The 20,933-nt window shown below is 72.3% G+C and carries 14 protein-coding genes; 6 read left to right on the top strand and 8 right to left on the bottom strand.

Features of this window, described 5'->3' with window-relative positions; translation table 11 throughout:
• The first annotated feature begins 82 nt into the window (after positions 1-82).
• On the top strand, positions 83-1,111 hold the full coding sequence (locus M8J73_RS11210; protein ID WP_055541616.1) for a glycosyltransferase family 2 protein: 1,029 nt from the start codon (positions 83-85) through the stop codon (positions 1,109-1,111).
• Between the two features lie 68 nt (positions 1,112-1,179).
• On the opposite strand, the gene M8J73_RS11215 is transcribed toward M8J73_RS11210, so the two are convergent.
• The 4 genes from M8J73_RS11215 to M8J73_RS11230 all read right to left on the bottom strand — a co-directional run bounded on the left by M8J73_RS11215 (position 1,180) and on the right by M8J73_RS11230 (position 7,346).
• Positions 1,180-2,853, bottom strand: coding sequence for an LCP family protein (locus M8J73_RS11215; RefSeq protein ID WP_249828540.1), 1,674 nt, complete (start codon positions 2,851-2,853; stop codon positions 1,180-1,182).
• Between the two features lie 324 nt (positions 2,854-3,177).
• Complete coding sequence (locus tag M8J73_RS11220; protein WP_249828541.1) at positions 3,178-4,935, bottom strand: LCP family protein; 1,758 nt, start codon at positions 4,933-4,935, stop codon at positions 3,178-3,180.
• A gap of 245 nt (positions 4,936-5,180) precedes the next feature.
• Entirely contained in the window at positions 5,181-6,377 is a 1,197-nt protein-coding gene (locus M8J73_RS11225; RefSeq protein WP_249828542.1) for an LCP family protein, read from the bottom strand.
• A gap of 213 nt (positions 6,378-6,590) precedes the next feature.
• Positions 6,591-7,346, bottom strand: a complete 756-nt coding sequence (locus M8J73_RS11230; protein WP_249828543.1) for a TIGR03089 family protein — start codon at positions 7,344-7,346, stop codon at positions 6,591-6,593.
• A 143-nt stretch (positions 7,347-7,489) separates the two neighbouring features.
• On the opposite strand from M8J73_RS11230, the gene M8J73_RS11235 reads away from it, so the two are divergent.
• Entirely contained in the window at positions 7,490-8,965 is a 1,476-nt protein-coding gene (locus M8J73_RS11235; protein ID WP_249828555.1) for a peptidoglycan recognition protein family protein, read from the top strand.
• 256 nt (positions 8,966-9,221) lie between these two features.
• Positions 9,222-10,313 (top strand): mannose-1-phosphate guanylyltransferase, encoded by a 1,092-nt coding sequence (manB, locus tag M8J73_RS11240; RefSeq protein ID WP_055538807.1) that lies wholly within the window; start codon positions 9,222-9,224, stop codon positions 10,311-10,313.
• A gap of 229 nt (positions 10,314-10,542) precedes the next feature.
• Here manB and M8J73_RS11245 read toward each other — a convergent pair whose 3' ends face one another.
• The 4 genes from M8J73_RS11245 to M8J73_RS11260 form a co-directional block, all read right to left on the bottom strand.
• Entirely contained in the window at positions 10,543-11,544 is a 1,002-nt protein-coding gene (locus M8J73_RS11245) for a DNA-3-methyladenine glycosylase family protein (RefSeq protein ID WP_055540431.1), read from the bottom strand.
• A gap of 104 nt (positions 11,545-11,648) precedes the next feature.
• Positions 11,649-12,977 carry a coenzyme F420-0:L-glutamate ligase gene (locus tag M8J73_RS11250; RefSeq protein ID WP_055540430.1) on the bottom strand — a complete coding sequence of 443 codons (1,329 nt, stop codon included), beginning with the start codon at positions 12,975-12,977 and terminating at the stop codon, positions 11,649-11,651.
• Positions 12,974-13,933 (bottom strand): 2-phospho-L-lactate transferase, encoded by a 960-nt coding sequence (gene cofD, locus M8J73_RS11255; protein WP_055540429.1) that lies wholly within the window; start codon positions 13,931-13,933, stop codon positions 12,974-12,976. The genes M8J73_RS11250 and cofD overlap by 4 nt, the downstream gene beginning before the upstream one ends.
• Positions 13,934-14,013: 80 nt before the next feature.
• Positions 14,014-14,511, bottom strand: a complete 498-nt coding sequence (locus tag M8J73_RS11260) for a cysteine dioxygenase (RefSeq protein ID WP_055540428.1) — start codon at positions 14,509-14,511, stop codon at positions 14,014-14,016.
• A gap of 671 nt (positions 14,512-15,182) precedes the next feature.
• Here M8J73_RS11260 and M8J73_RS11265 point away from each other — a divergent pair.
• From M8J73_RS11265 to M8J73_RS11275, 3 genes are all read left to right on the top strand, one after another.
• Positions 15,183-15,446, top strand: a complete 264-nt coding sequence (locus M8J73_RS11265; protein ID WP_003975777.1) for a WhiB family transcriptional regulator — start codon at positions 15,183-15,185, stop codon at positions 15,444-15,446.
• Positions 15,447-15,683: 237 nt separating this feature from the next.
• A complete protein-coding gene (locus M8J73_RS11270; RefSeq protein WP_107424036.1) occupies positions 15,684-19,313 on the top strand; it encodes a glycosyltransferase family 2 protein in 3,630 nt (1,209 codons plus the stop codon).
• Positions 19,310-20,797, top strand: a complete 1,488-nt coding sequence (locus M8J73_RS11275) for a DUF5719 family protein (protein WP_055540426.1) — start codon at positions 19,310-19,312, stop codon at positions 20,795-20,797. Before M8J73_RS11270 ends, M8J73_RS11275 begins: the two co-directional genes overlap by 4 nt.
• Positions 20,798-20,933 lie beyond the last annotated feature (136 nt).

Consider the following 20,933-nt stretch of genomic DNA (forward strand, 5'->3'; position numbering starts at 1 on the left):
TAGGCGCAGTCGTCGCGCGGTCCGTACCGGCGACCGGGCGGCGCGCGTCGCTGTCCCCCGTTCGCGGTAACGTGAGCCCCCTATGAACGCCAAGCCCGACGTGCGGCTCCCCGCCGTGTCTGTGATCATGCCCGTCCTCAACGAGGAGCGGCATCTGCGCGGGGCCGTCCAAGCGATCCTCGCGCAGGAGTACGCCGGCGAGATGGAGGTCGTGATCGCCCTCGGTCCGTCCACGGACCGTACGGACGAGATCGCGGCCCAGCTCGTGGCCGAAGACGCGCGTGTCCACACCGTGCCGAACCCCACCGGTCGTACCCCCGCCGCGCTGAACGCCGCAATCAAGGCCTCCCGCCACCCGATCGTGGTCCGCGTCGACGGCCACGGCATGCTCTCGCCGAACTACATCGCCACCGCCGTACGCCTCCTGGAGGAGACCGGCGCGCAGAACGTCGGCGGCATCATGCACGCCGAGGGCGAGAACGACTGGGAGCGCGCCGTCGCCGCCGCCATGACCTCGAAGATCGGCGTGGGCAACGCCGCCTTCCACACGGGCGGGCAGGCCGGTCCGGCCGAGACGGTCTACCTGGGCGTCTTCCGGCGCGAGGCGCTGGAGCGGCAGGACGGCTACAACGTGGAGTTCATCCGCGCCCAGGACTGGGAGCTGAACTTCCGGATCAGGGAGGCCGGCGGCCTCATCTGGTTCTCGCCGGAGCTGAAGGTGTCCTACCGGCCCCGGCCCAGCGTGAAGGCGCTGGCCAAGCAGTACAAGGACTACGGGCGCTGGCGCCATGTCGTCGCCCGCTACCACGAGGGCTCCATCAACCTGCGCTACCTCGCCCCGCCGACCGCCGTGTGCGCGATAGCCGCCGGTCTGCTGGTGGGCGCACTGCTCACGCCGATCGGGTTCGTCGTCCCCGGCGGCTATCTCGCGGCGATCGTCGCGGGCTCGGTCCCGGCGGGCAGGGGCCTGCCGCTGAAGGCACGGCTGCAGATCCCCGTCGCCCTCGCCACGATGCACATGTCGTGGGGCTTCGGCTTCCTGACCAGCCCGAAGTCGCTGGCGAAGAAGGTCATCGCGTCCCGCCGCCCGGCCGTGCTCACCGAGAGCTGAACCGGACCCTACGCGTACGTGTGGGGCCCCTCCCGAGCTTCGGGAGGGGCCCCACACACGCTCCGGTACTACCAGGTGAAGTTCGGGTTGACCTTCATGCAGGCGTCCTTGTCGGCGCCGTTCAGCGCGTCCGCCGACTTGGGGGTCTTGTCGTCCTTCTTCTCGGCCTTGTACGCGTCGCCCTCGCGCCAGTCGGCGCCGACGACGAGCGTGACGCCGCTGACGTTCGTCGACTTCTCCACCTGGCTCAGCGGGATGCCGAGCGCCTTGGCGACCGCCTGGGCGTCGCCCTCCAGTTCGGCGCTCGGATAGCGCACCACCGTCTTGTCCTCGGTGGTGGCGGTGGTCGTGTCCGCCGACGCCTTGGTGAAGCCCTCGCCGACGAGGAGCTGGGAGACGGTGTGGGCCCGGCCGGGGGCCGCGCCGAGGGCGGACGTCAGGGTGCCGTTCTGCACGAGCACGCCGATCTCGTCCTCCGCCGCCGCCGGGTCGTCGGAGGTCGGTTCCTCGGAGGTGGCCTTCTTGGCGTCCTTGCCGTCGAGGGCGATGTCCTCGCGCACCAGCCGGAACAGCTTCTCCGCGTCGCCCTCCTTCGGCACCACACGCGCGCCGACATAGGTGAACGGCATCGTCGTCATCGTGATCCGGGCCGGCTCGACCTTGCGCAGTTCCTTGCTGAGGTCGTAGAGCGCCGCCACGTCACCGAGGCCGGGGTCGACGGTGAGGGCGGTCGTGGCCTCCTCGGCGAGCCGGCGCAGCTTGTTCGGGTTGGTGATGGTGGCGTTCTCGCGCAGCTCGCGGACCATCGAGTTCATGTACATGTGCTGCGCCTTGGCGCGGGCGATGTCGCTGCCGTCCTCGAAGCCGTACCGGGTGCGCAGCCACTGCAGGGCCTGCTTGCCCTGGATGTACGTGGTGCCCTTCTCCAGCTTCAGACCGGAGCCGTGGCCCAGGCTGTCCCGGGACTCGATGTTGTCGGTGACACAGACCGGTACGCCGCCGATGGCATCGGCCATCGAGACCACACCGGCGAAGTCGACCATCATGAAGTGGTCGATGTGGATGCCGGTCAGCTCCTGCCAGGTGGCGACCGTGCAGCCGGGGCCGCCGCGGCCGAGCGACTCGTTGGTCATCGCCCGGCTGCTCGCCGCGTACACCTTGCCGTCGTCGGGGTCGGTGCACTTGGGGATGTCGAGCAGCGTGTCGCGGGGCATGCTCACCACCGACATGTTGCTGCGGTCGGCGGACAGGTGCAGCAGCATCTGGACGTCGGCGAGCGGGGTGCCGCCGAAGGTCTCCCGTGCGCCGCCGAGCTTCTGGTTCTCCTTGGTGTCCCGCGCGTCGGAGCCGATGAGCAGGATGTTCAGCGGGGTCTGGCCCGCCGCGTTCGGAGTGGGCTCGGCGATCTTCGTGTCGCCGAGGTTGAGCTTCTCCTTCTTGATGTTGCCGTTCAGGTGCCGGTAGTAGAGGTAACCGGCTCCCGCGGTCCCGAGTATCACCACCGCGAGCACCGTCGCCGACCAGCGCAGCACACGCCTGCGCCTGCGCGGCGTGGCCGTACCGGCCCGCCTGCGCCCTCCGGCGCCGCCCTGGCGGCCGCCGCCCCGTCCCCGCTGTTCCGGGACTCTGGCGCTCCCGTCGTCGCCGGACGAGCCGTCCGGCGATCCGAGGCCACCGCCCCGCTCGCCGGGTTCCTCGACGCGCGGCCGCCCCCCGTCCCCGCGTACGTCGCTCCGTACCATCTCCCTGCCCCTCCCCACCCTGCTGTGCCGACGGGGCCGCCCCCGCCTCCTGTTGGACTTCCGAGACCCCAACTGGGATGTACGCATGTTCTCTTGAACGCGTACTGCGCCCTGCCCGGATGACATGAGCCACCCGTGTGTACGACCGGTACCGCGTCTGTGCGCCCGGTCGAACAGTGGACGTGGACGCGCACATGGGTCGCTACGGCGGCGGGTGCCGCCGCATGACCACCGGAGCCCGCCGGGCGGGCGCATCCTCGCGCCCACCCGGCGTCTGTACTTCGTGTTGCGTCCTGATAGACGCGAGAAGACCCCGTCAGGTCATCAACTGGCGCACTTTTCCTTGTCCGCCGTGTTCTTCTCGACGTCCAGGTCCGCCGCCGACGACGAACCGCTGATCTTCACCCCGGCGCCCTTGAAGTCCTTGCCCAGGGTCAGCACCATCGCGGGCAGCCCCTGGGAGTTGGTCTCGCTGTTGCCCTCGCCGGGCTTGAGCGCGGACGCCGACAGACCCATGAGGTCGGCCAGCTTGCGCGCCTGGTCGGCCTGGTCCGGGTCGTACTCGAGAGTCGTCTTCGACAACGTCTTGCCCGCGTTGCCGAGTTGGCTGGACTTCGTCACGCCGACATCATTCTGCAGCCAGTTGAGAGTGGCCTGTGCGCTGCCGGCCTCGGCACCGCCGTTGTAGACGTTGACCCGGACCTCGGAGGCGTCGGCACGCTTGCCCTTGAGCTTGGCGGCCTGCTTCTCCTTGGCCTTCTTCTTCACGTCGCTGAGCGAGACGTCGTCGCGGATGGTCTCGAACAACTGCTCCGCCTTGCCCGGCATCGGCAGCACGGTCGCGCCGTCGGTGTTGTCGACGACGGGCACCGTGGTGAAGGTGATGTTCTTCGTGTTCACCTTGCCGACCTCCTGGCCGAGCGAGGCCAGCTTCTTGATGTCGGTGATCTTGTCGTCGACGGAGAGGGCCTTCGTGGCCGCCTCCGCCAGGTCGATGACCTTGCCCGGGTCGGTGAGGGTGTCCTCGGACTTCATCTGGCGGATCATCGAGCTGAGGAACTGCTGCTGCAGCTCGATCCGGCTCAGGTCGCTGCCGAGGCCCACGCTGTACCGGGTGCGCAGGAACGCCAGCGCCTGCTCGCCCTGGATGGTGTGCTTGCCCTCGGAGAGGTCCAGCTTGGACTTGGAGTCCTTGATGGGCTTGGCGAGGCAGACCTCGACGCCGCCGATCGCCGTGGAGAGCGTCTTCACGGCGTTGAAGTCGGCGACCATGAAGTGGTCGGGCTTGATCCCGGTCAGCTCGGTGACCGTGCGCATGGTGCAGCTCGGGGTGCGGTCGTACTGTCCGAGGCTCGTGTTGAACCGGACGTTCGGCGTGCCCGGGATGTTCTTCTGGGAGCCGTCCTCCTGCGTGGTCAGGCAGTCAGGGACGTCCACGATCATGTCGCGCGGGATGCTCATCGCGGTCGCGTTCGAACGGTCCTTGGAGACATGCAGCAGGATCGTGGTGTCGGCGTGGCCGACGCTGTCCTTGTCGCCGTAGCTGCCGTTGCCCGCGCCGGTCCGCTTGTCGGTGCCGATCACCAGCAGGTTGATCGCCCGGTCCTTGCTGAAGCCGCCGGTGCCGGCGCCGTCGTCCGAGATCTTCTGGATGTTGTTGTTGAGGTGCTGGTAGTAGAGGTAGGCCGCGCCGCTCACGCCCACCAGCACGAAGGCCAGCGTGCCGCCCGTCCACACCAGGATCCGCTTGCCCGTCGACTTCTTGGGCTTCGCCTTGGTCCTACCCCGGCCGCCACGGCGGCCCGGCAGCGGGTCCTCCTCGGGCGTGCCCCGCCGACGCCGGGGTCCCGGCAGCGTGTCGGGGATCTCCCGGGTGTCCGTGCCCGCCGACGCGGAGCGCGTGGATGCGCCCGCCGTCACCTTGGCCTCTGCCCTGGCGGGCGCCGCCCGGCGCGGCCGCGGCACCGCCGACTGCGGTGCGGAAGGACTCAGTCGCAGTTCGTATTCACCGGTGTTCGGGTTGAGTACCCACTGGTCTGCGGGATCGATGTCTTCCGCCCGCCCACGGCCTTGCGCGTCCACGGTTGTCTGATTCCTCCGTCGGGGCCACGCGGCGCCTTCCCCCTCAAAAGACGCTCGGGTCTCGCTGCAAGTGGTGCGTGACCGAGAAGGCCTGCCCCACCGGATCGCTCACACTAGCCGCACGATCAGGCGTCAAGCGACGGCGGTGACAAATTGCACGTCCCTACATGTGGGCAATCTGCCCATTTCCTAGAGCATTTGTTCCTCGTGTTGACGTGCGTTTTACCTGCGGGGACCCGGTCCGGTCACTCGCAGGCCCCTTCGGCGGCCGTGCGACCGCGAAAAGTGGGCACCGGATCGGGGGTGAGAGAAGAGCCGTCCGAGAGCGCGTCCGCATGTCCTTCGGGTCCCCCTTCCGGGAGTTCCCGGGCCACGGCCACGGGTGCGTCGGAACGCAGCCGGGCGAAAAGCCGGTGTGCCGCCGGCTCGACGAGCTCGTCACGATTGGCGTTCTGTGCGTACGACTTCCTGGGAACGGTCAGGAATTGCACCCTTTCCATGGGAATGCCGCGCATCCCGCGGACGAGGTCGTAGAGACCGCGCAGACTCGCCAGACCGGGGTCGGTGGTGAGTGAGGACGTGGCCGCGTCCAGGACCGGATAGAGCTTCACCGGATTCAGCAGGACGCCGTTGCTGCGCACCTTCGCGGCCAGCGCCGCGAGGAAGCGCTGCTGGCGGTCCATCCGTTCGGTGTCGCTGCCGTCGCCCAGCGTCTTGCGGGCCCGCACATAGCCGAGCGCCTGCTCGCCGTTCAGTGTCACCCTGCCCGCGGGCAGCCGGAGCTTGGCGGCCTTGTCGCGGATGGGGGCCTCGACGCACACCTCGACGCCGTCCACGGCGTCCACCATCTCCTTGAAGCCGCTGAAGTCCACGACGACGTGGTGGTCGATGCGGATGTCGGTCATCTTCTCGACCGTCCGGATGGTGCAGGCCGAACCCCCGGCCTGGAAGGCGTAGTTGAACATCGCGAAGGTCGGTTCGGACCGGGTGCCGTCCGCCCTGCGGCAGCCGGGCACGTCCACCATCAGGTCCCTCGGCAGGGACACCGCCGTCGCGCTGCGCCGGTCGGCCGCCAGGTGCAGCAGGATGGTCGTGTCCGACCGCTCAGTGCCGGAGTCCCGCCCGTATCTGCCGTTCTCGTTCCCCGACCGGGAGTCCGACCCGATCATCAGGATGTTCTGCGCGTCCCGCACCAGCGCGGTCGGCCGCTCCCGCTCGTACCGGGCCAGCTCGTCCGCCGCCGTCTGGTCCGACGTGATGTTCCCGTCCAGCTTCCGGTAGGCGGCCCACCCCACCGCCATGCCCCCGAGCAGCATCGTCGCGGCGCCCGCCGCGGTCCAGCGCAGCCACCGCCGCCGACGGCGGCGCAGAAGCCCGTCCCCGGTGGCGGAACCACCCGCACCGGGCCCGAGCACCCCCGTCCTGCCTCCGGCGTCGTTCACTGTCGGCCACCCCTCACGGCGTACGAGGTACGAGCGAGCTGTGCTCCTACGACGATGGCGCGAGAGGGGGCGCGGGGGCGGCCGGGGGTAGGCCGAACGGGGGACGGGGCCGGTGGCTTGCGGCCCGCCGACGGGGACGGGAGCTGTGGTCCGAGGCCCTCCGACGGGGCCGGTGGCCCGCCGGAGGGGACGGCGGCTGCGGTCCGAGGCCCGCTAGCGTGCGACGGCCGTGACGCGCTCGCTCTCGACGCGCTTGGCCAGCGCGTCCTCCGCCAGTTGGTCCAGGTGCCGGCACAGCACCACGGAACCCCCGGTCGCCAGCGGCCCGTACAGGCCCGCCAGCAGGCCCTCCCATGTGTCGTAGCCCGCTCCGGACAGCAGCCGCGACCCCGGCCCCGTGAGCCCGAGGTCGCCCGCCTCGGCGCGTGCCCGTTCCACGACCTCCGCGCCGCTGAACTCGCGCCCGGCCACGATCAGCGCCGGCTCCTCGGGGTCCACGGGCGCGAACGGCGCGAACCGGTCCCCCTGCGAGGGCACCTCCACGGCGTAGTCCGCGAAACCCGCCGGGGTCTGCGGGAACCTCCCGCCGAGCGGCCGCAGCGCGAGGGCGACCCGCTCCCCGGAGCAGGCCCGGGCCTCCTCCAGGGTGTCCGGCCCGCTCACCACGAGATCGGCCGCGCCGGGGTCCCCGGCGACATCGGCGACGACACCCACCGACGAGCACGCCAGCAGCCACACCGCCGTCTGCCAGTGCGCGGGCAGCAGCAGCGCGAGCCGGTCGCCGGGCTCCGCGGCCAGGTCGCCCTGGAGCAGATTCGCCGTCTTGGCCACCCAATTGGCGAAGGTGGCCACGGACAATTCGACGCGTTCGCCCGTGGCGTCGTCGTAGAAGGTCACCAGGGGGCGCGCGGGGTCCGCGGCGAGCGCGGATCGCAGCAGGTCGGCAGGGGTGCGATCGGTGGCGTTCATCCGCGTAAGCGTACGCGGGGCCGGGCGCGGGGCGGGTGCGGGGCGAAGCGGAGGGGCCACCGGTTCGGCCCAGTGCCACCCACCGGTTCGGCGGAGCGGAGCCGACGGTCCGTCAGTTCCGCGATGGACAGATATGTATGACTATGTCCAAGATCGGGCGTATGCGTAGCTCTCGTTTCCTCGCCTCCTCGATCGGTGTCGCCTGCGCTGCGGTCCTCGCCCTCCCCGCCGCGCTGCCCGCCGCGGCCGCGACCCCCGCCCCGGCCCTCGACACCTCCGCCTCCGAACAGTCCGCGACCTCCGCACAAGCCGCCTCGGTCGGTGCCCCGGCCGTCGACAGAGCGACCGCATCGCCGTCCGGCCGCACCCAGTCGCTCCCCCTGGTCCCGCTCGCGACGGACCGCAGCCTTCCCCCGACCGCCGCCGAACAGGGCCTCGGGCGCCGCGACGTACGGTCCTTCTCGCTGGTCGGTGTCGTGTGGGACGACCCCGACACCGAACTGCACGGCCGCGTCCAGGTCCGCGCCCGTGCGCGCGGCACCACCCACTGGTCCGGCTGGCAGGACGTCGAGACCCACAACCACGAGCACGCCGCCGACCCGGACACCGCCGAACGCGCCTCCAGCCGGGTCCGCGGCTCCACCGCCCCGCTCTGGGTCGGCGAGTCCGACGGCGTCGAGGTCCGCGTACGGGCCGAGGTCAGCGGTCGTACGGCCGCGCCGGGCGTCCAGACGCTCCCGGACGGCCTACGCCTCGAACTGGTCGACCCCGGCACCGGCGTCCCGGAGGCCGTGTCGACGCAGGCGACCACCCCGGGGGCCGGGCCGGCCGCCGACCCCCCGCCCGTCGGCACGCCCGTGGACGCCTCTCGGCTCGGCACGCTGACCGTGGAGTCCGCCGCCGCCTCCGCCGTCAACGCGGACCTCGCGCCGCTCGGCGCCACCGTCATCCCGGCGTTGTCGCGCAAGGCGACGGAGGCCGGGCTGGCCGACCTGGAGCCGGGCATGAAGCCCTACATCGGGCCGCGTCCACGCATCGTCACGCGCCGCGGCTGGGGCGCCGACGAGAAGCTCCGCGAACGGGACTTCCTCTACACCAAGAAGGTCCAGGCGGCGTTCGTGCACCACACCGCCTCCGGCAACAACTACAGCTGTAACGAGGCGGCTTCCGTCATCCGCAGTATCTACCGCTACCACGTGGTGAGCAGTGGCTGGCGGGACATCGGCTACAACTTCCTCGTCGACAAGTGCGGAAACATCTACGAGGGGCGCGCGGGTGGCGTAGCGAAGGCCGTCATGGGTGCCCACACCCTCGGTTTCAACACGAACAGCATGGGGGTCGCGGTCATTGGCAGCTTCGGCAGCACCAATCCGCCCGCCGCCGCTGTGACGGGAATCGCGCAACTCACCGCCTGGAAACTCGGTCTTTACCGGGCGAACCCCAAGGGCAAGACGGATCTCATCTCCGGGGGTGGCAATCTGTACGCAAAAGGTAAGAAGGTACGACTGAACGTGATCTCCGGCCACCGTGACGGGTTCGCGACCGAGTGCCCGGGGGGGCGCCTTTACGGAAAGCTCGGTACGACCCGCTCGGAAGCCGCCCGGTACCAAGGGCGGTAGGACAGCGGCAGGTTGAAGGGGAACCAGGGGCGCCACCGCCCCGACCGCACACCGGTGAGCCGGCCGGAGGCCACCGCACGGCAGCACAGCAAGGCCGGGGGCACGCCCGCCGTGTCCCCGCGCAACACCCCGCCGACCTGCGAAGTGGCAGACCGGCGGGGTTCCGCACGTCCATGAAGGCGCCCTCGAACGGTCTGCATACACTGGCCGGCCGAAAGACAGTTCGGCCGGTCCCGGCAGGAAGCAGAGACGACAGGTGACAGAAGCGATCCTCCTGGTCGGCGGCAGAGGCACCCGACTGCGTCCGCTCACGGTGCACACTCCGAAGCCCATGCTCCCGGCGGCCGGAGTCCCTTTCCTCACACACCAACTGGCGCGGGCGAGAGCGGCGGGCGTCGACCACATCGTCCTCGCCACCTCCTATCTGGCCGAGGTCTTCGAACCCCACTTCGGCGACGGCTCCGCCCTCGGCCTCCACCTCGAGTACGTCACGGAAGAGGAGCCCCTCGGCACGGGCGGCGCCATCCGCAACGCGGCCGCACACCTCCACTCCGCCCCCGAGGACCCCGTCCTCGTCTTCAACGGCGACATCCTCACCGGCCTGGACATCCGCCGCCTCGTCGGCACACACCGGACGACCGGAGCGGACGTCTCGCTCCATCTGACCCAGGTGACCGACCCGCGCGCCTACGGTCTCGTCCCCACCGACGAGACGGGCCGCGTCCTCGCCTTCCTGGAGAAGCCGCAGACGCCCGAGGAGATCGTCACCGACCAGATCAACGCGGGGGCGTACGTCTTCCGCCGCTCGGTCATCGACACGATCCCGGCGGGCCGCCCGGTCTCGGTGGAACGCGAGACGTTCCCGGACCTGCTGGCGGCGGGCGCCCACCTCCAGGGCATGGTCGACTCCACGTACTGGCTGGACCTCGGCACCCCCGCGGCCTTCGTCCGCGGCTCCGCCGACCTCGTCCTCGGCCGCGCCCCGTCCCCGGCGGTGCCCGGCCGCTGCGGCGACCGTCTCGTCCTGCCCACCGCCCGGGTGGCCGGCGACGCCAAGCTCACCGGCGGCACGGTCGTCGGCGAGGGCGCGTTCGTCGGCGAGGGCGCGCGGGTCTTCGGCAGCACGGTTCTCGCGGGCGCCGTCGTCGAACCCGGCGCGGTCATCACCGACTCCCTGATCGGCGCCCGGGCCCGCATCGGCGAACGCTCCGTCCTCACGGGCACGGTCGTCGGAGACGGCGCGGTCATCGGCGCGGACAACGAACTCCGTGCCGGGGTAAGGGTCTGGTGCGACGCCCAGATCCCCACGGGGGCGCTCCGCTTCTCGTCGGACGAGGGCGCCCAGTAGCTCGGGGGCGCGCTGTTGGTTCGGCGGGTGCGGGTGGTGTGTGGCTGGTCGCGCAGTTCCCCGCGCCCCTGGAAAAGCAGGGGCCTGCGGCCCCGTGCTTTTCCGATGAAGGGCGGGCCGCAGGCCCGTTCCCTTCAGGGGCGCGGGGCGGTGACATATGCGGCTCCGCCGCGTGGGCGCGACAAGCCCCCACTCACCCGCACCCGCCAACGCACCCCCCGGCCCGAGTTCATAGGCGCCCGATGTCCCAGCGAGGCATCTTCGGAGTCCTCCGCCCCGGCACCCGCCCCGACAGCAGAATGAACCGCGCCGCCCGATGCCGCTGCCCCGCATACGGCTCCAGCAGCGACAGCATCACCGCGTCGTCCGCGTCCCGGTCGCCCGCCAGTGCGTAGCCCACGATCCCCGGCAGATGCACATCCCCCACGGTCACCTCGTCCGCCGCCCCGTGGCTGCGCTGCACCGTCTCCGCCGACGTCCACGGCCCGATCCCCGGCACCAGCTCCAGCCGTGCCCGCGCGTCCTGGGGTGACATCCCGACGGCCTCCTCCAGCCGCCCCGCCACCCGCACCGCCCGCAGGATCGTCGACGCCCGCTTGTTGTCGACCCCGGCCCGGTGCCACTCCCACGACGGGATCAACGCCCACTCGCGGGCCGTCGGCATCACGGACATGCCCGCGGGCGCGGGCCCCGGCGCCGGTTCCCCGAACTTCCGTACGAGCAGCCGCCACGCCCGGTACGCCTCGTCCGTCGTGACCTTCTGCTCCAGGATCGACGGGATCAGCGACTCCATCACCAGCCCGGTCCGCGTCAGCCGCAGTCCCGGACGCTGCCGCCAGGTCGCCGCCACGATCCGGTGCCGGGGCACGAACGCGTCGGGTTCGTCCGACGCCCCCAGCAGGGGCGGCAGTCGGTCGAGCAGCCACTCGCCGCCGGGACCCCAGGCCTCCGCCTCGACGGCCCCGCCGCGCACGGCGACCCTGAGGGTGCCGGCCCCGGCAGGTGTGCGGCAGACCCGCCACACGGCCCCGTCGGGGGTCGCCTTGAACGTCGGATCGCCGGGCCCCCTCTTGAGCGGCCCGAGCACCAGCCCCAAATCGAACGGCCCCTCAGGCGTCCACGTCCGCCGAAGCCCCGGCGCGGGCGCGGGACGGGGCACCCCACCGGGCACCACGACATGCCCGCCTCGCACGGTCGTACGAGTAGGTCGGGGGGAGAAACGTCCGGCCACGGTGAGGTCCTAGGAAGCTATGGGGCGCCTTATGAGCATAGGAGGCGGTGGTTCCACCGAGGCCGAGAGCCCCCGGAGGCGGAGGCGGAGGCATCCGGCCCCCGTCACCGCACCTCGATGAACGCCCCCGCGTCCCGCTCGCCCCGGGCGGGCGGCTCCGCCGCCGGGTGCCCGACGGCCACGGCACCCATGGGGTCCCACTGCTCCGGCAGCGCCAGCACGTCCCGTACGACGTCCCGGCAGAACATCGTCGAGGACACCCACGCGGACCCGAGCCGCTCCCCGGCCAGCGCGACCAGGAAGTTCTGCACCCCGGCCCCGGTGGCGACGACGAACATCTCCCGCTCGGCGCCGTCCCGCCGCTCGTCCCCGTAGGTGTGCGACCCGTCCATCACCAGACACGGCACCACGAGGTACGGCGCGTTGCGCAGGACGTCCCCCCGCCGCACCCGCTTCGCGATGGACTCCTCGCTCTTGCCGTCCCGCCGCAGGTCCGCGATCCACGCGTCCCGCATCGCGTCGAGCAGCCGCACCCGCGACTCCTCGGACTCCAGCAGCACGAACCGCCACGGCGTGGTGTGGTGCGGCGCCGGCGCGGTGACGGCGGCGGCCACGGCACGCCGTACCGCACCGGGGTCGACCGGCTCGTCGGTGAACGACCGCACGGTCCGCCGCTGAGTCACCGCCAGCCGTACGGCCTCCGAGGTCCCGAGCCGGAACATGTCGTCGCGGGCGCCCCTGACCAGGGCCTTCGTGCCCTCGCCCGAGTCCTCGGCGACGACGTGCGCGAGGCCCCGCACGACGGCGACCGGCAGCCCGGCGGCCTTGCCCTTCACCAGGTCACCGGCGGCGGCCAGTTCGTCGGCGGTGGCGACGACGGTCGCGCTGAGGGGATTGCCGTGCGCGTCCGTGCCGCCGCGCAGGTCGTCGAGGACCCGTACCCCGGCCGCGCCGATGGCCACGTCGGTGAGCCCGCTGCGCCAGGGCCGCCCGAAGGTGTCGGTGACGACGACCCCGACCTCGACCCCGAGCGCGTCCCTGATCCCGTCCCGGACGGCCCGCGCGGAGGCGTCGGGGTCCTCGGGCAGCAGCAGGACGGTCCCGGCGGGGGTGTTGGAGGCGTCGACGCCGGCGGCGGCCATCACCAGGCCCTGCCGGTTCTCCACGATGCGCAGGGCACCGCGCCGGGCCACGACCCGGACGGTCTCGGCGTCGATCGCGGCCTCCCGGTCGGCCGCCTCGACCGTCCGGCCCTCGGCCTTGGACACGATCTTCGAGGTGACGAGCAGCACATCCCCGTCGCGCAGCCCCGGCTCGGCCGCGGCGATCAGCTTGGCGAGGTCGTCCCCCTGCTGGATCTCGGGAAGGCCGGCCACGGCCCACACCCGGTACCCGGCGGCCGGGGACGCCTCTCCCGCGGTCTCCTCGCTCACGCGGCCCGCACCTCCTCGGCGAGCGCCAGCGCCGCCCCGGCCATGGCCGCGGTGGCGTCGAGATCGGTCATCATCAGGGGCACCGCCCGGCAGCGGATGCCCGCCGCCTCGACGCGCTCGACGGTGCCGGCGTCGACCGTGTCGACGAGCCAGCCGTCGAGCAGCCCGGAGCCGTAGTGCTCGGCGACGGCCGCGGCGGTGGACTCGACACCGACGGCGGCGAGGACCTTGTCGGCCATGCCCCGCACGGGCGCGTCCCCGACGATGGGGGAGAGCCCGACGACCGGCACCCCGGCCTCGGCGATCGCCTCCCTGATGCCGGGCACGGCGAGGATGGTGCCGACGGAGACGACGGGGTTGGACGGCGGGAAGAGGATCACGTCCGCCTCCGCGATGGCCTCCAGGACGCCCGGCGCGGGCTTGGCCTGCTCGGCGCCGACCGGCACGATCGCCTCGGCGGGCACGGAGGCCCGCAGCCGCACCCAGTACTCCTGGAAGTGGACGGCCTTGCGCTCGCCGTCGAGGTCGACGGCGACATGGGTCTCGACCCGGTCGTCGGTCATGGGGATGAGCCGCACCCCCGGCTTCCACCGGTCGCACAGCGCCTCGGTGACCGCGCTCAGCGGGTATCCGGCGCCGATCATCTGCGTCCGCACGATGTGTGTGGCGAAGTCCCGGTCGCCCAGGCCGAACCACTCCGGTCCGACGCCGTACGCCGCGAGCTCCTCCTTCAGATGGAAGGTCTCGTCGGCCCGGCCCCAGCCCTGCTCCTCGTTGATGCCGCCGCCGAGCGTGTACATCACCGTGTCGAGGTCCGGGCAGACCTTCAGGCCGAAGAGGTGGATGTCGTCCCCCGTGTTGCCGATGACCGTGATGTCCGCCTCCGGAGCGGCCCGCTTCAGGCCGCGCAGGAACCGGGCACCACCGATGCCACCCGCCAGAACCACAATGCGCATGGGAGTCAGTCTCGCAGGCGCCCATGACAACGGACCGCGCGCCCGCCCCCGACCACGAACGGTTTCGGCCGGGCCCGGCGTCAGGCCGTGGCGGTCGCCGTCCGCGTCGCGCAGGCCTTGGTGTGCATCGGCATGTCCGTCAGGCCCGGGTAGTAGATGTGCAGGCTTATGGCCGGTTCCAGCGTGTCGTTGACGACCTCGTGCGCGTAGCCCGGCGCGAAGACCCGCTGCGCGCCGGCGGCCAGCACCCGCGTCCCCCGGTCGGTGCGCTCGGTCAGCGTGCCGTCCAGGACGGTGAGCACCCCGGACGAGCCGCCGTGGTCGTGCAGCCCGGTGCCCTGACCCGGCACCCAGGACAGCAGCCACACCTCGTACCCGGGGCCGGTGCGCAGCCGGTGGTACCAGCGGGTCGTCGCGTCGTACTCGACGAGGTGCTCCCACTGGGCTCGGTCCTCGGCGATGGAGCGGGCCAGTCCGGCGAACTCGGCCACGGTGACCGGATGTTGGCGCGGCGTCCGCAGGAGGTGGGGTACCTCGAGGATGTCGCCGGCGATCTGGAGGTCGCTGTCGCTGTTCATGGGATGAGGTGGTCCTCGGCGAAGAGTGTGGGGGATGGCTGGGTGTCGCGTGCCGTCCGCCCGGGTCACGGGCGGGGCGGATGCCCGGGTGCGGGCGGAGGGGAACAGCAGCCGAGCCGCGATGGGCTCAGTGGCAGCCGGAGCGCGTTGGGCTCAACAGCTGGGACAGCAACAGCTACAGCGAGCGCGGGCAGCACCGAGGGACCCGGCGGAGCGGGTCGAGGTGAGTGCCAAGTTCGCGAGCATGCCCACTAGGACAGCGGTTCACACCTCTGCTGTCAACTTCACGTCCGGTATGTGGATGCCGCTTCACCTCTTTCGGTGCATCACCCCGGTGAAAGGTTTGTGCATGGGGAGTCGGGGACACATGGCGCACAACCCGATACGGGTGAGTGCGAGCGGGCCGGAACGAGATCGAACTCCTGGACGTCTTCCCTCGTAAGAGAGGGAGACCGTACGGGACTTCCACCCACCGTCAAGCTGCTGTCAGGGTTTATGCCGATTTGAACACTTTCCGCATAGCCTTGGTTCCGCAGAGTGAATAAGGGGCCCAATAGCAGATCTCGGCTTGACTCGCCCGTAGCAGCACACTTGTAATTTCACTCGTGTCGTTCAGCCGAAATCGGTAACGGCCGCACGACGGGGACGCGAAAGACGGACGAGGGGCGCACATGACCGAGCTCGTGCAGCAACTGCTGGTCGACGACGCGGACGAGGAACTCGGCTGGCAGGAGCGCGCGCTGTGCGCCCAGACCGACCCCGAGTCCTTCTTCCCCGAGAAGGGCGGCTCGACCCGCGAGGCCAAGAAGGTCTGTCTGGCCTGCGAGGTCCGCTCCGAGTGCCTCGAGTACGCCCTCGCCAACGACGAGCGCTTCGGCATCTGGGGCGGCCTGTCCGAGCGGGAACGCCGCCGCCTCAAGAAGGCCGCCGTCTGAGCGCGCGCGGCGCTCACCGCACGCACCTTCCGCACACCACACACCACAGGAAGTCGGCAGTCCGCAGCACGTCCCAGCGGAACCGGGTGACCAACGGCCCGTCGCAGGTGGCTTGTCCACAGGCGGCGGGCCGCCGTGGTGCTCAGCCGTTAGTGTGGGCCCTCGTCCGAGACGTCCCGCTGTCCCCGCCGGACACAGACGTCCACCGCAGTCCATCGAACCGGGGCCCGTACCTCGATGTCCGTGCACAGCCACACCGCAGCCCACGACGCTGCCACCCCTGAGTTCCCACGTCATGTGGTGACCGCGGTCCTCGTCGCGCACGACGGCGCCCGCTGGCTGCCCGACGCGCTCGCCGGACTGCTCGGCCAGGAGCGCCCCGTGCAGAGCGCCATGGCGGCCGACACCGGCAGCGCGGACGACTCCGCCCAGCTCCTCGCCGACGCCCTCGGCGCCGACCGCGTCCTGCACCTCGCCCGGCGCACCGGGTTCGGCCAGGCCGTCGAGGAGGCCAACCGCACCGCGGGCGTGCTCACCCAGGACGACCTGGCCTACCTCCGCCGCCCCAGCGGCTGGGACCCCGTCACGCGTACCTGGCGCGACGACGCGTACGACATGCCCGAGCTCCCGCACGGAGAGCCGGTGCAATGGCTGTGGCTGCTGCACGACGACTGCGCCCCCGAGCCCGACGCCCTCGCCCAGCTGCTGCGCGTCGTGGAGAACGAACGCGAGCTGGGCCGGGACGACGTCGCCGTCGTCGGCCCCAAGCTGCGCGGCTGGTACGACCGCCGTCAGCTCCTGGAGGTCGGCGTCACCATCGCGGCCTCCGGCCGCCGCTGGACCGGCCTGGACCGCCGCGAGCAGGACCAGGGCCAGCACGACCACGTCAAGCCCAGCCTCGCCGTCTCCACCGCCGGCATGCTGATCCGCCGCGACGTCTTCGAGGAACTCGGCGGCTTCGACCGACGGCTGCCCCTCATGCGGGACGACGTCGACCTGTGCTGGCGCGCCACCGCCGCCGGCCACCGCGTCCTCGTCGCCCCCGAAGCGGTCGTACGGCACGCCGAGGCGTCCTCCCGCGAGCGCCGCACCGTCGACTGCGTGGGCCGCTCCGCCGCCTCCCCGCACATGGTCGACAAGGCGGGCGCCGTCTACACCCTCCTCGTCAACTCCCGCACCGCACAGCTCCCCTGGGTGCTGTTCCGTATCGTCCTCGGCACCCTGCTGCGGACCGTCGCCTACCTCGTCGGCAAGGTCCCCGGTCAGGCCGTCGACGAGATCCGCGGTCTGCTGAGCGCGCTGCTGCGGCCCGAGCGGATCATCGCCGGACGCCGCAGAAGAGGCGGGGCGCAGATCGACAAGGGCGAACTGCGCGCGCTGTTCCCGCCGCCCGGCGCGACCGTCCGCGCCACCGTCGAGCAGGCAGCCGGTGATCTGTTCGGCCGCTCCGACGCCGAGCCCTCCTCGGCCGGACGGCACGGCGGCGCCGTCGAGTCCGGGCCCGGCGACGACGACGCCGACTTCCTGGAGGTCGAGCAGTTCGCCCGGCTCAAGCGCGTCGCGCGCAAACCGGGCCCGCTGCTCTTCCTCGTCCTGCTGCTCGCCTCACTCGCCGCGTGCCGCGCGCTCCTCGGCGGCGGCGCCCTCGCGGGCGGCGCCCTGCTGCCCGCGCCCGCCGACTCCGCCGAGCTGTGGTCGCGCTACCTGGACGCGTGGCACCCCATCGGCGCAGGCGGCGCCGAGGCCGCCCCGCCCTACCTGGCGATCATCGCGATGCTCGCCTCCTTGCTGCTCGGCTCGACCGGCCTCGCCGTCACCGTGCTCCTCGTGGCCTCCGTGCCGCTGGCCGGATTCACCGCGTACTTCGCCTCACGGCCCCTCGTCGAGTCCCGGCTGCTGCGCGCCTGGGCGGCCGTCGTCTATGCCTTCCTGCCCGCCGTCACCGGTGCCCTCGCCGGGGGGCGCGTCGGCACCGCCGTCCTCGCGATCCTGCTCCCCCTGATCGCCCGCGCGGGCGCCGCCGCAGCGGGGCTCACGAACAGCACGGGGGCGCGCGGCAGTTGGCGCGCGACCTGGGCGTACGCGCTGCTGCTGACGATCACCACCGCGTTCACCCCGATCGTGTGGCCCATCGCGCTGCTCCTCGGCCTGGCCGTGCTCGGTGTGCGCCGCCGCGAGATCACCGCGTACGGCCCGCGCTTCCTCGCCCAGCTGGGCACCCCGCTGCTGATCCTGGCCCCCTGGTCGCTCACCCTGCTGCCGTTCGGCTTCTTCCAGCAGGCCGGTCTGGAGTACGGGGCGAGCGCGGCCTCCCCGACCGATCTGCTCGGCATCAGCCCCGGCGGCCCCGGCACGGTCGGCGGCCTCACCCTCGTCGGCGTGGTCCTCGCCGCGCTGGCCGCCCTGCTGCGCTCGGAACGCCGACTGGCGATCGGGACCGCCTGGACGGCGGCTCTGGTGGGACTCGTCTTCGCCGTCCTGTCCAACAACTCCACCTGGGCGGGCCCCGCGACCCTGGTCTACGGCATCGCCCTCCTGGCCGCCGCCACCCTGGGCGCCGACGGGGCACGCGCGCGTGTGGCCGAGCAGAGCTTCGGCTGGCGTCAGCCGGTGGCCGCGCTGATCGCGCTCGCCGCCGCCGTCGGCCCGCTCCTCGCCGCCGCCGGCTGGATGATCGGCGGCGCCGACGGGCCCCTGGAGCGCCGCGACCCCGTCCAGGTCCCCGCGTTCGTCGCCGAGGAGAGCGGTACCCGCGACCAGGCCCGCACCCTCGTCCTCGACAGCGACTCGCCCGCCGAGGTCTCCTACACCCTGGTCCGCGGCTCCGGCGTCCGCCTCGGCGACGCGGAACTCACGGCCGCCGCCGGACGGAACCGGCAGCTCGACAAGGTGGTCGCCAACCTCGTCGCCGGCTCCGGCGCCGACCAGGCCGACGAACTCGGCGGCTTCGCCGTGCGCTACGTCCTCGTCCGCCCGGGCGCCCCCCGCGAGATGAGCCGCGTCCTGGACGCCACGCCCGGCCTGAGCCGGCTCAGCCAGAAGGACGGCAGCGCCCTGTGGCGCGTGGACCGCGAGGTCGCCCGCGTCACCGTCGAGACGGGCTCCGGCGACCCGAAGTCCGTCGCGGCCGGCCCCGTCGACGTGCACACCACCCTCCCGGCCGGCGGCTCGGGCCGCGTCCTGCGCCTCGCCGACACCGCCGACGAGTCCTGGACCGCCACCCTCGACGGCAAGCCGCTCACCCCGACCACGGTCGACGGCTGGGCCCAGGGCTTCCAACTCCCCACCGGGGGCGGCCGTCTGGACGTCACCTTCGACGAGCCCGTGAGCCACACCGGCTGGCTGTGGGCGCAGGGCTCGCTCGCCGTCGTCCTCGTGGTCCTCGCCCTGCCGGGCCGCCGCCGGGACGTCGACGACGACCTGCCCGAGGAGCCGGTCGCGGTTCCCTCCCAGGACGCCACCGGCGACGGCCGCCGCGCCCGCCGCCTGCGCGCCCAGGCGGAGGCCGAGGCCGAGGCCGACCAGTCCACGGGCACCCCGCCCCCGCCCGCCGAGGAGGCCCCGGTGGCCGTCCCCGTCCCGGAGCAGCAGGCGTACGGCGAGTGGGACACCCCGAATTACGCGGGCGCCGAGTACGGCCAGTACGACCAGCAGTACCAGGCCGCCCAGCAGTACCCGGCGGGCACCTACGACCAGCAGCACTACCAGGCGGACCCCTACCAGGGCGGCCAGTACGACCCGTACGCCTCCTACGGGGGCGACACGGCCTCCTACGACCAGACGTACACCCAGGGCTACGACGCGACGTACGACCCGTCGCACGGCACCGGCGCCGACCCCGAGCGCCCCGACGGGAGCCAGCAGTGAACCGCACGACCCTGTCCCTGATCGCCGGCACGACCGCCCTCGCCGCCGTCACCGGTTTCGCCGTGCTCAGCGCGCCCGACGCCTCCGGCGGCGACACCGCCGTCGAGGCGGCCGCCCGACTCCCCGTGGAGCGAACGAGTCTGCTCTGCCCCCGGCCGAGTTCCTCGGACGTCGCCGAGACCGCGTACACGTCCTTCACGCCCGCCACCAAGGGGGTCTCCGGCAAGGGCGGCGCCCAACTGGCCTCCGCGGGCGAGGAGTCGGCGGACAGCGGTGAGAAGGGCAAGAAGGCCAAGCCCGTCCTGGAGCCGAAGGAGCCGGGCAAGCCCGCCACCGGGAGCACCGACGGCGGTGACGCGCCCGCGCTGATCGGTACCGCCGAGGGGAAGTTCGCGCCCGGCTGGACCGTCCAGGAGACCACCGAGGTCGCCGCCGGCACCGGCCGTGGCCTGCTCGGCGTCAACTGCACCGCCCCGGACACGCAGTTCTGGTTCCCGGGCGTCAGCACGGCCGCCGGTCGCACCGACTACGTCCACCTCACCAACCCGGACGACGCGGCGGCCGTCGTCGACATCGAGCTGTACGGCAAGGACGGCGAGCTGAAGTCGACGGTGGGGGAGGGCATCACGGTCCGGCCCCGCTCCACCGAACCCGTTCTGCTGTCGACGCTCACCACGGAGAAGCAGGCGGACCTCACGATCCACGTCAGCGTCCGCAGCGGTCGCGTCGGCGCCGCCGTGCAGGCCCTCGACGACAAGCAGGGCGGCGACTGGCTGGCCGCCGTGGCCGACCCGGCCGCCACCGCGGTCCTCCCCGGCATCCCCGAGGACGCCACGTCCGTCCAGCTGATCGCCTTCACCCCCGGTGACACCGACGCCGACCTGAAGCTCCGGCTCGCCTCGCCCTCCGGGACGATCACCCCGGCCGGCAGCGAGACCCTGCACGTCAAGGCGGGGATGACGGCCACGGCCGACCTCGGTGCCATCACCCGCGGCGAGGCCGGATCGCTCCTGCTGAGCCCCACCGACGAGTCGATCCCGGTGGTGGCCGCCCTCCGCGTCGTCCGCGGCAAGGGCGCCAACCAGGAGACGGCGTTCATCCCGGCCACCCGCCCCGTCGGCAAGCGCGCCACGGTCGCCGACAACCGCGCCAAGGGCACGACCCTCGCCCTGACCGCCCCCGGCCGCGCGGCCGAGGTCAAGGTGACGGCATCCGCGGGCGGCACCGCCGGCGAGCCCTCGACCAAGACGTTCACGATCAAGGCGGGCACCACCCAGAACGTGGAGTTCCCCGTCCCGGCGGGCCTGAAGGGCCCCTACGCCCTCACGGTGGAACCCCTCACCGACACCCCCGTCTACGCCGCCCGCACCCTGGAGTCCAAGGTCGACGCCATCCCCGCCTTCACCATCCAGACCCTCCCCGACGACCGAGGAACGGTAGCGGTCCCCCAGGCCCACGAGGACGTGGCAGTACTCCAGGACTAGGGCCTGTCGTTCGGATCACGCCGGCTTCGGGCTGCGGCGCCTTGACGCTGCCGGTGAGCGGGGCTTGGTGCGTGCCAAGCCCCGCGGCCCAGGCGGGATCCGAACGACAGGCCCTAGGGGGCTGGGGGCCTCCCGG

The sequence above is a fragment of the Streptomyces neyagawaensis genome, assembly GCF_023516595.1.
Taxonomy (GTDB): domain Bacteria; phylum Actinomycetota; class Actinomycetes; order Streptomycetales; family Streptomycetaceae; genus Streptomyces; species Streptomyces neyagawaensis.